This window comes from Bradyrhizobium sp. LTSP857 (assembly GCF_000938285.1).
GTDB lineage: Bacteria > Pseudomonadota > Alphaproteobacteria > Rhizobiales > Xanthobacteraceae > Bradyrhizobium.
Window position 1 is genome coordinate 66,410 of the sequence record NZ_JYMS01000004.1, and the last position, 10,736, is coordinate 77,145.

Annotated in this window: 10 protein-coding genes and 1 tRNA gene; 7 read left to right on the plus strand and 4 right to left on the minus strand. The window is 58.6% G+C overall.

The window, feature by feature from the left end:
• Positions 1 to 63 precede the first annotated feature (63 nt).
• Positions 64 to 1,053 (minus strand): TAXI family TRAP transporter solute-binding subunit, encoded by a 990-nt coding sequence (locus UP06_RS00315; RefSeq protein ID WP_044999645.1) that lies wholly within the window; start codon positions 1,051 to 1,053, stop codon positions 64 to 66.
• A 108-nt stretch (positions 1,054 to 1,161) separates the two neighbouring features.
• Between UP06_RS00315 and UP06_RS00320 the strand changes: the two genes are divergently transcribed.
• The 3 genes from UP06_RS00320 to UP06_RS39510 all read left to right on the plus strand — a co-directional run bounded on the left by UP06_RS00320 (position 1,162) and on the right by UP06_RS39510 (position 4,333).
• The gene (locus UP06_RS00320) at positions 1,162 to 2,139 is read left to right on the plus strand and encodes a Bug family tripartite tricarboxylate transporter substrate binding protein (protein ID WP_044999660.1); all 978 of its coding nucleotides are present in this window, start codon (positions 1,162 to 1,164) and stop codon (positions 2,137 to 2,139) included.
• Positions 2,140 to 2,485: 346 nt separating this feature from the next.
• A tRNA-Ile gene (locus UP06_RS00325) sits at positions 2,486 to 2,561 on the plus strand.
• A gap of 1,394 nt (positions 2,562 to 3,955) precedes the next feature.
• Positions 3,956 to 4,333 (plus strand): helix-turn-helix domain-containing protein, encoded by a 378-nt coding sequence (locus UP06_RS39510; RefSeq protein WP_050031507.1) that lies wholly within the window; start codon positions 3,956 to 3,958, stop codon positions 4,331 to 4,333.
• A gap of 77 nt (positions 4,334 to 4,410) precedes the next feature.
• On the opposite strand, the gene UP06_RS00340 is transcribed toward UP06_RS39510, so the two are convergent.
• Complete coding sequence (locus UP06_RS00340; RefSeq protein ID WP_044999647.1) at positions 4,411 to 4,803, minus strand: hypothetical protein; 393 nt, start codon at positions 4,801 to 4,803, stop codon at positions 4,411 to 4,413.
• Between the two features lie 134 nt (positions 4,804 to 4,937).
• Positions 4,938 to 5,123 (minus strand): hypothetical protein, encoded by a 186-nt coding sequence (locus tag UP06_RS00345; protein ID WP_044999648.1) that lies wholly within the window; start codon positions 5,121 to 5,123, stop codon positions 4,938 to 4,940.
• Between the two features lie 729 nt (positions 5,124 to 5,852).
• Between UP06_RS00345 and UP06_RS00350 the strand changes: the two genes are divergently transcribed.
• Positions 5,853 to 6,320, plus strand: coding sequence for a hypothetical protein (locus tag UP06_RS00350; protein WP_063778848.1), 468 nt, complete (start codon positions 5,853 to 5,855; stop codon positions 6,318 to 6,320).
• Between the two features lie 1,993 nt (positions 6,321 to 8,313).
• Here UP06_RS00350 and UP06_RS00355 read toward each other — a convergent pair.
• Entirely contained in the window at positions 8,314 to 8,826 is a 513-nt protein-coding gene (locus tag UP06_RS00355; protein WP_082081189.1) for an ester cyclase, read from the minus strand.
• Positions 8,827 to 9,351: 525 nt separating this feature from the next.
• Here UP06_RS00355 and UP06_RS00360 point away from each other — a divergent pair.
• From UP06_RS00360 to UP06_RS00370, 3 genes are all read left to right on the plus strand, one after another.
• Positions 9,352 to 9,855 (plus strand): hypothetical protein, encoded by a 504-nt coding sequence (locus UP06_RS00360; RefSeq protein WP_044999649.1) that lies wholly within the window; start codon positions 9,352 to 9,354, stop codon positions 9,853 to 9,855.
• Between the two features lie 63 nt (positions 9,856 to 9,918).
• On the plus strand, positions 9,919 to 10,230 hold the full coding sequence (locus UP06_RS00365) for a hypothetical protein (protein ID WP_044999650.1): 312 nt from the start codon (positions 9,919 to 9,921) through the stop codon (positions 10,228 to 10,230).
• Positions 10,231 to 10,409: 179 nt separating this feature from the next.
• Positions 10,410 to 10,736 (plus strand): site-specific integrase (locus UP06_RS00370; RefSeq protein ID WP_044999651.1); only part of this gene is annotated, 327 nt, incomplete at its 3' end.

Consider the following 10,736-nt stretch of genomic DNA (forward strand, 5'->3'; position numbering starts at 1 on the left):
AACCCCTCATCCGGCGCTTCGCGCCACCTTCTCCCGCAAGGGGAGAAGGGAAGTAAGAGCCCGCTACTTCACTACGCCGATCTCGCGAAAATACTTCATGACGCCGGGATGAATCAGCTCCGGCTTGGGCGCCGCCGCGACCGTGTTCGCGGCGGTGGTCTCGCAGGCCTGCGCGAGTTTCTTGCAGAAAACCGCCTCCGCGCCGTGCAGCGTCTTCGCCAGCCGATAGGCGACATCATCCGGAAGATCCTCGCGCGTCAGCACAAAGCTCCACGAGCCGAGCGAGGCGATCGGCTCGGACTGCTTCGGGTAGGAGCCGGCCGGCACATTGAGCGGCTTCAGGAAAGAATGCTTGGCGCGGATGCGCGCGATCTCATCAGCGCTCGGCGCGATGAAGCGCGCGCCCGATGGACTTGACGCGACCGCCGCAAAGCCGGGCCAGCCGATGCCGGCGCCCCAGAGTGCTGCGACACTGCCGTCCTCGACCATCGCGGGGCCGTCGCCGGCGCGATCGAGATAGACCGCCTTGAAGTCTTCGTCCTGCTTCAGGCCGAGGCCATCAAGCACATAACGCGCCAGGATCGGCAGGCCCGAGCCTTTTGCGCCGAACGCAACCGGCTGGCCGACGAGATCGCGAATGGTCTTGTAGGGACGGTCGGCGCGCACCACGAACATGCCGGGGTTGGAATAGATCGCGGTGAGAATCTTCAGCCGCACCGGCGCACGGCCGATGCCGGCGAAAGCTTCATAAGCAGGCTCGCCCGCGACCAGCGCGAGATCGAGCTCGCCCTTCTCCAAGAGCGGAATGTTCTCGTTGCTGCCCTTGGTGTTGCGCGGGGCGATGGTGAGGGTGCTATCTGCCGCATTCATCACCTCCGCGAAGGCGTTGCCATAGAGCGGAAAGCCGCCGCCGGGCGTCGCGGTGCCAAGACTCAAGATATGGCTGATTGTCGTGGTGGGAATGGCGTTGCCTCCGGTTTGAGCGGCGGCGGGTCTGGCAAGGGGATTTGCCAGCAGCGCCGCGCCGAGAAGGATGACGAATGCAAATTTCATTGATTGAGTCCCGGCCCGCCCGCGTCAACATCGACTTCTGACGATGTAGGCAGCGGACAGTTTTTGTGAAAGCATGCAAGCAACGACAATAAAGCAATGGGAGGCGACATGTTGCGAATTTTGCGTAACAGTATTTTTGGGCTCACGATCATCTCAGGCCTGTTCAGCGCCGCACCTCCCGCCTCCGCCGCCGACTACCCCAACCGCCCCGTGCACTGGATGATCGGCTTCGCCGCCGGCGGCCCGGTCGACATCGTGGCGCGGATCATGGCGCAGTGGTTGTCGGACCGTTTTGGCCAGCAATTCATCGTCGAAAACCGCGCCGGCTCCGGCGGCAACATCGCAGCCGCGGCTGCGATCAACGCAGCCCCCGACGGCTACACGCTCTTGTTCGTCGCGCCCAACAACGCGATCTCGACCTCGCTCTACAAGAAACTGCCTTACGATTTTCTGCGCGACACCGTGCCAGTGGCCAGCATCATGCAGCTCACCAACATGCTGGTCGTCTCCAACGCGATGCCGGTGAAGACGGTTCAGGAGTTCATCGACTACTGCAAGGCCAATCCCGGCAAGATCTCGTTTGCCTCGTCCGGCAATGGCACCTCGGTGCACATGTCGGCGGAGCTGTTCAAGGCGATGACCAAGTGCGACATGGTGCACGTGCCCTATCGCGGCTCGGCCATCGCCTTCCCCGACATCATCTCCAACAAGGTGCAGCTGATCTTCGACAACCTTCCCTCCGCGCTCGAGCAGGCGAAGGGCGGCAGCGTCCGCGCGCTCGGCGTGACCTCGCCGCAGCGCTGGCCGATCGTACCCGATGTACCCGCGATCGCGGAGACCGTGCCGGGCTTCGAATCGGTCGGCTTCTACGGCATCTCCGCGCCGAAGGGCACGCCGCCCGAGATCGTCGAGCTCCTCAACAACGCCGTCAACGAGGCGCTGAAGGACCCGAAGCTGGTGGCACGGCTCGCCGAGACCGGCGGCATCCCCAAGCCGATGACGCCGGCCGAGTTCGGCAAGCTGGTCGCGGACGAGACGGAGAAGTGGCGCAAGGTGGTGGAGTTCGCCGGGGTGTCGGTGGACTAGGCGGCGATCTGCCGCGAGCTTGCAGCTCGCCAGCGAGACATCGGAGGGGGACCGGAAGGCCCCCTCCGATCAAAAACGTCGAAAACAACTCCATGCACAGTAGAAACAGCAAGCGATCACAAGGGGTTACAGAATTGGAAAACGAGCCTTGGCGGAGGCGGTTTGACCCGTCGGGCAAAACAGGACTATAAGAGCATCATCGCCAATTTCGGGTATTCGAAAATGGCATGCGTTGCTGCGCCGGCATCTCCATCCACTAGACCCAGCATTGCACCCCCGCCTCCATCCCTGTAAACGAACCGCGCACCGTTGCCGGCCGCGTAGTCCCGCGGGCCGTCTCGCGGCGGGGCCTGTAGCTCAATGGTTAGAGCCGGCCGCTCATAACGGTCTGGTTGCAGGTTCGAGTCCTGCCGGGCCCACCAGTATTTTCAAGGGCTTGGCCCGGCTTTGTGCGCTTCGCCTTCTCGTCAACCAATGAAACAACCAACCCTACGTTCTTGCTCGGTGCCGAGTGCGTTCCAATGGCGTTCGCGGCACCCCGCAGGTGGTCGGGATGGTGATGGCCGTATGTGTCGCGGAGTGTCTTTTCGCTCATACCAAGAAAGCCGGCAGCCTCCCACATGGGCGCAGCACGCTGCATCAGCCAAGTCGCTGCGGTATGACGGAGGGTGTGCGGCGTGACATTGCCGGCAGACACGTCAAGGCCGGCAATTCGCACCCCAGAGGCAAAGCCGGTTTTGACCGATGCCACAGGCCGGCCATTCCATTCCACGAAGTAGCTCTTTGCAATCCCGAGCCGGGCCCACCTTCGAAGGTGAGCAAGTAGCCTGTCCGGCAACGGACCTGGCGTCTGACGCTTTGTACTGGCGCGCTTGCCAATCGCTAGCCGATTGAAAATACCGCTTTCCAGATCAACGAACGATTTTCCTTCCGCACGGAAGGGCGAAGCCGTCGCTATCGCACCGGCTCGCGTGCCAGTGTAGAGGCCAATCAACGCGAACCGCGCCACGTGTCTTAGAGGTCGCTTGTCGGTCTCAATCTTCCGCCCCTTGAGGGGGCCGACGTGAACCGTTTGCGTCTCACGGTATCGCCAACATGCCCAAAGAAACTTCGCGGCCTCACTGCGAGTCAGCCACCGCTCACGCGGCAGGCCCTTTTCCGGCAAAACCACACGAACGATTCCGCGGTGAAAGCCTTCCTTGGCGTGGTGATTAATGGCAGCGCGAAGGTCTTCTAAATCACGACGCGACCCGTCATTACTGCCACGAGACTTGGTGTACGCCCGGCAGTTGGCTCCGTTGACCTCTGAAAGCGTCTTACCGCCCCACCATTTGTTTAGGCGCGCTATTCGCTCGTCAAATTTGACTTTGTTGGCCTGCGTCTCCCGGCGGTCGTCATCATAGATCGAAAGCACATCCGCGATGTCGATGTCCTCAATATCTTTGAGGCGCCGCACCGGGGCGTACTTCTCCCCGATGTATGCGGCTAGGCGCTCCTGCGCCGCTCTATCTTCGCCTGCAAAGCATCCTGTGGCGATATGCTCGCGACCGTCGACGATGATCCACGTTCCCTTCGCGGTGATCTTGCCGTCGTTACGCCGCTCCCTTCGCCACCACAGGCGCGGCCCTCTGCTTTGACGCGGCATAGCTTCCTCATTTCCTCGATAGCGCGGAGACTCGTGAAATCTTTATTTGCGATTCGCTCGACAACTAGCCGGCCTGCTCTTGCTTCACGGCGAAGGCCACTGACGGTCATGCCGCCAAGCGGGAAGGCACAAGCAACGGCATCGCGGAGCCGCAAAGGCGTGTCGGGCCGAATGTGGTCGGGTGTCGGCAATGGACTTGCGGGCATAATTTCCCCATTATGGATCAACCATATATCCGACAAAATGTCGAACTTCAATGTGTGTCTAGAATTTATGACGGGCCGGGACTTATCGCTTTTGGCGGCACAGATCAGAGCGGCCCGCGGCCTACTGGGGTGGTCGCAAGCCTACTTAGCGGAAGCCGCCAACATTCATCGCGCCACGCTCGTTGACTTGGAAGCCGGCAAGCGGGAGCCGCAGGAAGCCACCCTCGAAGTTCTTATGAGCGAACTCGCTGCTGCGGGGATCGTGTTCACAGATACGGGCGTGCGGTTTCGCAAGTGGCCGCCGAAGGCATACGTCCCGACTGGGATCAAGCATCGAAGGTGAGATGTGAGCGCAAAACAGGACTAAGCGACTAGAGCGGCCTGCCTGTCAGGCTGACCGCTCATGACGCTGGTGGTGCGCTAAGGTGTTCCAAATCTTCTGCACACTACGTTCACCGCGTATATCTGACCATGCTCGCCGCCTGACTGGCTGGCGGCTCCGATGCCTTGTACGTAAGAACCTTGTGGGCAGAGCATGTTGGATGAATCGGGCGATGCCGGATCGACATGTCCACGGATCAAATCCGCTTTGAATGTCACTATCGCGGCCAACTCATTTTTTAGCGACAGAATGGCCGCCTCGTTGGCGTCTATCTTTTTGATGTAGTCGTTTAGTCTGGCCGTCATACTCTGGTAATAGATACCGGCAGCAAAGATCGTCGTAACGATGCCGGCCAAGGCGCCGAGAATTCCCCAGATGGCTTGGATGCTTGGGCCGGATGATTTTTCCGGAGCCGCATTTTGCATTGTCATCACTGCGCCTCCACTCGTATGGGAACATTGAATATCTTAAGTTGAATTCATATACACTCGCAACAAAAAAACCGCCCCGGTGATGCCGGGACGGCGAACGCTCGCGAAATAGGTTCTGCTGAGGGCGGATCAGGCTAAGCTAAATCGAGGACTCTCAACTCCATCACTATTCCAGCGGCCGCGGCCTTCTCGCCATCACTCATATGCTTCGCCGCGGATGTCGCGTCGATACGGCCTGAGTGAATCAAATCAGCTAATAGCTTTTCGTTCGCAGCCAACTGTGCGGTGATGATGTCATTCATGGTGATGATGTCTTGCATGGTGATGATGTTCCTTCGCGGCACGTCATATGACTCGCCTGCGAAGTATCACCGCATTTTGCTGTTGTAATTCAACCTAAGGTGTATCTGCAATGGCTACACATCCAAAATAAATTTTAGCTGAAATAGCTACAGCCGGTGTACCGATTGTCGCGACAATCTACTTTCGGGTTAGGCCGATACTACAGCGCCCCTACTCCGACTCTGGCTTGCTGCTAAAGCTTCGCGCCGACAAACTCAGTTCGATGTCGTTGACCTGCTCCACGAGCCGTTCGGCAATCTGTTCGTAGTCAGATGGTGCAGCATGTCGACGCCGCGGGCCGCCAATTCGCTCTGTAGAATTCTTGCGAGGAGAAGTTTGATGCTCACTGGAAATCCGTTTGCGATGAAATAACGCAAATCTTGACCTGCGCTGGCGTCGCGTGCAGTAAGCAAATGGAAGTACCTAACGTTGCGCCCCCGTTGCGAAGCTGCCAGTCCGTAACCGACAGGCGCTGCCGCAGCATGGGTGGCAAATGAAAGAGGCCGCCAGTGATGCGCCTTACTACACGAGAACCGCCACGGCTGGCGGCTCCAAATAAGCGGCGCCGCGGCGAGCGATAGACGCCGACGGCTTTGAGGAGTTCACCCTCCCTGAAGGAGCGAATGATTCAAATTTGAATTGATTGCTCAAAGCGCTTTCAAGGCGTCTTTGCTAGCTTCCCCGGCAGACGGAGGGGAGCTATTCGGATGAAACGTAGTCTCTTAACCATAGCGCTCGGCGTCGCCGTGTCGGTCGCCGCAGCTTGCCCGGCGAGCGCGACCCCGACTTGCGTAAGGGAAAAGCAGCCGTTCGCGCTTTCGTCGGATACGATGCATTGGACCATCAACATTGCCGCTGGCGACGACTGCATCCAGGGTCTGCGCTGGTCTTACATGCAGATTTACAGCGTGAGCGTCCTGGACGCCCCATCCAAAGGTAAACTCATCGTGGTCGGGCCGGGCTTTCGCTACATCGCCAGCCAGTCTGACGATCCAAGCATAGACAAATTCAAACTGCGCATCTCGGGAAAGAACCGCCGGGATCTGGGTGAATCAATTTTGGAAATTGAAGTGCGTGTAGATACTGACGAAAACTACGCAAAAGAAAAACGCGCGCCAAAGTTTATAGTAAGCGAAACAGCCGCCCTGGCCGATCCTGCGAATAGGCTCCCCTGAGGAGCGGCGCCTGCTGCCTTGAAGGGAGTCGACAACTCGGCTCCGAAGAGACCAGACCTCCAGTTCCAGAATTAACCTGCGACGCGTCCATCAAGCTTAATTTCGGAAACGAGGTGCTCCGACCGGAAGCCGCGGTTAAGTTGCGACATGAGGAAACGCAACCGCCCCAAGAAGCGGACAATTGCACCGCTCTTCGACCCAGAGCTTCATGCTCGATATGCCGAGATCCTCCGATTGCGGGAGCAGATCAAACAGGCAATCCGGAAGCGCAAGAGGCAACCCCGATCGCGCCTTTGAACGGATCGGGCGGGCGAAAGGAGCGCCGTAGTCCGCACCCCTGAAGGAGTGGACTGAATAGGAACGATCGCTGATCCTGCGCGGTTGACCTGCTCAATCATGGAGAAGGTCATGAACCGCAAATCTCTACTTGCCATCGCACTTTGCCTCGCTGTCTCGCCGCCTGTCCTGGCCCAAGGTGGTGGAGGCGCCGGAGGTGGTGCTGGCGGCGGAGCGGCGTCGAGCGGCGCATCCGGCAGTAGCGGTGCAAGCTCAGGAGCTGCAGGTACGTCAAGCGCAGGGACCGCCGCGGGGACCAACGGAAATGCCGCCACAGCGACCAACCCCAGCAGCGCTCCTTTCTCTAACCCGATCGGGCAAGGTACCTCTCCGGCCGCATCGAACAGCAACCAGAACAACGGCCAGACCTCAAGCTCGACGCAGCCGCCACAAACCCCCGCCAAGACGACCACGCAATCGTCGACGGCGGACACTGTGTCCGCAGAACAGAAGGCGGCGACAACAGGAGCGAACACCGCTGCTCCGAACAGTGCGGCCAGTGCCGGCGCCGTAGGTGCATCTGGCGTCGGCGTCGGTCACACTGCCAATGGTTTGCCGGTCGGCGCACCGGGCTCAGGACCAGGCTCTCCGGAGCAACCGATTGGTTCGGGGAGCCGGTAGAAACTCGCCCCCTCGCTTAAAGCCCGTTTCCGAGCGGGCTTTTTGCTGCCTTGAAGGGCGTGTGGACGGCCGGCCTGAAGAGTTGAACGGGAGTGCACCAATCCGCAACATGCGCGACACCCTCCTTGCCAACGAGAGATAAGGCCCGATACGCTGGGAGGCCACTCCCCCTCAGGAATTCAGATGAGATCATCGATCGTCTTAATCGTGCTCGCTTGTGCATTGCCACAAGCCGCATTCGGTCAAGAAACAAACTCTGACCAACCGATGCTTATTTACTCGTGGCACGGAGTTGATGGCTGTCGGGGCAACGCGCCATCGCCAGCGTTTGTAGTTTCAAACTTTCCGGCTGAGGCTCGAACCCTCTCACTAGCACTGACGCAAGGCCAACGAGAGCTGGGCGGGGGCGAAACACTGCTCCCGCCCAACGGACAAATTCCGGCCGGCGCGTTTAGAGTACGCACGCCGTGCAACGAAGGCCTCTACCGGTGGACCGCTATCCTCAAGTCGCAAGGGGGCGCTGGCTTAGCCACGATCCACAGCGATCGCCATTTTCCAGAGCACGAACGCTGAACATGCGCCCCCTGAGGACGGGTGATTCTCTACCCGGAAGAAGTGACATTTCGTGATGAACTTCATATTATTTAATTGATTTAATTCAAGACGTCGATTTAATGTCTTTTACGGGAGAGACGAACGCGATGCCTATTAATTTCAGACCGGCAAATTCGGATATTGCTTAGCGAGGCCTGTCTTGTGTTGGGTATAGCTATACTATTCGCGATTTCGGCATTTTCGTTTTTGGCCGGATATGGCGTGAGAGCGCAAATTTCAAAGCGCCGCCGTTCTAACTACCTAAAGTACAGACCGTACTTAGCACCTCCTTCACCTCCTTCACCTCCTTCACGAGAAGTGCCGACGTTCCTCATTCGACCGGCGAGAGACAAAAGATCATCCGTCCAATCGAAAACACGGATGCGATGACGGGCACGCCCCTTGAAGGGGAGTAGACGGATGCCTTAGTACGGCGCGATGATCAAGTTGGTCCACTCCCCAGCTCTCCCTGAAGGAGTGGACGCTCTGAGCGCACGGGGACGTATGCGGCAGTCTCGATAAGTCCAAGCTGGGTCAACGCCGCCACACCATCGTCGAGGCCGATCTCCTCGACAATCTTGCCGTCCTTGAGCTTCAGGACGGTCGTACCGGTGAACTTCATCTTGCGTCCCGTGTTGGCGGGCAGTGATCCCGCCAAGAAGTCGCCGAAAGCGGGGCCGGTGTGCGTCCCACCACCTTCCCAGCGTCCAACGACGTAATCGCCTTCCGCGATCAGGTCAGCGGCACCCCAGAAGTTGAGGTCCGGAAACGCCTTTCGAAAGTCGGTCATGAAGGCTTTAATGTCGTCGCGGCCACGACGAGGTTCGTGAAGCGAATACTGCAACAGCATGTCCGGCGCTGCGAGTTCATCCACGATATTCAGGTTGCAGGTCGCCCCCCAAAAGTCTGTAAACCAGCGACCCACGATCGCCTTGTTGTCACTTTCCTTCGACATGTAGCTAGTTCCTCTGTTTATGTTTTCAGTTCGAGTGGACGCCTTGGAGACGCGATCTGGGCCGGCTTGGACCATGCCGTCGGAACGGATGTGCAGCCCAGAGTGAGGATCAATCGCCAGCCGTTCGAACAGCTCTCGCAGTTCTGGTCGGAGGCCATCTCCACAAAGAGCTGCGATAGAATGGAATTTGTGCATGTCGTGCTCCTATGTGCGCCTTGGCCCACGATAGGATTTCACGCAGATCGATCCACCCGATTTCCGACCGGCCGCCGCACCAACACGGGTCGGTTTCGGATCAAAATGCGAAGAACTTAACCAGAGCAAATCTAGTCCGCTGTGCCCTAATAAGCGGACCTCAACGAGGTGCGCCGCTACTTCGCTGATGGGCCAGAAGCGGGCATCCGGGCGACGGCACGCGGCGCTGGCTGTTGAGATAAACTTGGCTTTCACCATGGCTAGCGACCACTGTGGCGCCGATGCATCGCTTTGCTAGAAACTAAGAGCCACACAATTGGAGCGAGAGCAATGAAGGCGATGGTTTCGGCGATAGTCTTTGCCACGATCTGTTCATATGACGTCGCCCATGCCAGTTCCAGCACAGGCTCCGCGGCCCGTGCTCCTCACGGCGCTAAGATGTTGGATAGCATCTTGCAACAGCCGCGAACTCCTCAGAGTGATGAAGTTTTGCGGAAGAGCGCTCCGCCACCGGGGGCGGTGCGGTTGAGCAATAGGGCTTTGGCGGTTGTAAAGTCCTTCATGCACGGGGTGCGCCGTGCAATGCCCGAAGGCGATCAGATCGCGTGGATTGGTTGGGTAAAAGATCAAGCAGTTAAAGGGCCGAACGACACCAATTGGAGAAGTCACGGCGCGGGCTGGGTTCTTGGTGCGTACTCAAGGGCTCAAGTGCCGTCCGACATCATCGACACGGTTCATGGTGTAGAAATTGTGTTCACCACCAACGACGATCCATCATCACTGACGGGAAAGACCATCGACGTAGCCAATCATAAGTTCTTTGTGCGCGACTAATTCGAAGCAGAAGGCCCTTACCAGCCGCCATAAAACAGACCTTGGCCATCTCGAGTTTAGAGCATGCCGAAAACGCGTATCATGTATGTCGAGAACAAATCCGCGTCGCTGAATGGACCGGCGCGGATTGGTCGCGTCTCGTTCTCGAAAACGGGCAAATCCATCAGCTATGGAGGGCGCACTTTCCAAAGCCTGAAAGGTAGTGGGTTCAAGGCAAACTACTTCGACGTTGAGACGGGAGAAAGGTTTTGGATTTCGGGTCCGCGAAAAGATGGCAAGGATCACCTCTATCCTGAAAGCTCCGCGGCTGTCGAAATCGACCCCGACGTTGCGGAGGAATACTGGCGCGACATCAGGGGAGCGCTCTCCGAATGAGTTTCGCGAACGGCACGGTCTGGCGTCGCGCGCAAGCCGCTACGTCGCCTTTGGATCAAAGGCTGCCCTCGCTTCGCTCAAATTGGACCTAAGTACGTCTTCAATCGTCTCAAAGCGGACGCGGGTTTGGAAGGCCTGCGGGCTAAAAATGACCGCCTCACTACCTGAGGAGGTCCGCCATGGCCGATGTCCCAACCATCCCTGCCGTTTCGAAACACGATCCTTGGAACAAGGGCAAGATCATCGGCGCAAAGCCGCCGCACCGTCCCAAGCACGTTTGGTCAATCCGAACGAAGCTCCAGGTCGAGGGCCGAACGCGCGATTTGGCAATGTTCAACGTCGCCATCGATAGCAAACTGCGCGGCTGCGACGTCGTAGCCTTGAAAGTTGATGATGTTGCGCCGGGCGGATATTCGGCCGACCGCGCGACCGTCCGACAAAGGAAGACCGGCCGGCCGGTAAAATTTGAGCTGACGGAATCGACCCGGCAGGCAATTGACGATTAC

Excerpts from the sequence above, each read along its gene's own strand:
- UP06_RS00315 (WP_044999645.1), bottom strand. The coding sequence starts at position 1,053 with ATGAAATTTGCATTCGTCATCCTTCTCGGCGCGGCGCTGCTGGCAAAT.
- UP06_RS00320 (WP_044999660.1), top strand. The coding sequence starts at position 1,162 with ATGTTGCGAATTTTGCGTAACAGTATTTTTGGGCTCACGATCATCTCA.
- UP06_RS39510 (WP_050031507.1), top strand. The coding sequence starts at position 3,956 with ATGTGGTCGGGTGTCGGCAATGGACTTGCGGGCATAATTTCCCCATTA.
- UP06_RS00340 (WP_044999647.1), bottom strand. The coding sequence starts at position 4,803 with ATGACAATGCAAAATGCGGCTCCGGAAAAATCATCCGGCCCAAGCATC.
- UP06_RS00345 (WP_044999648.1), bottom strand. The coding sequence starts at position 5,123 with ATGCAAGACATCATCACCATGAATGACATCATCACCGCACAGTTGGCT.
- UP06_RS00350 (WP_063778848.1), top strand. The coding sequence starts at position 5,853 with ATGAAACGTAGTCTCTTAACCATAGCGCTCGGCGTCGCCGTGTCGGTC.
- UP06_RS00355 (WP_082081189.1), bottom strand. The coding sequence starts at position 8,826 with ATGTCGAAGGAAAGTGACAACAAGGCGATCGTGGGTCGCTGGTTTACA.
- UP06_RS00360 (WP_044999649.1), top strand. The coding sequence starts at position 9,352 with ATGAAGGCGATGGTTTCGGCGATAGTCTTTGCCACGATCTGTTCATAT.
- UP06_RS00365 (WP_044999650.1), top strand. The coding sequence starts at position 9,919 with ATGCCGAAAACGCGTATCATGTATGTCGAGAACAAATCCGCGTCGCTG.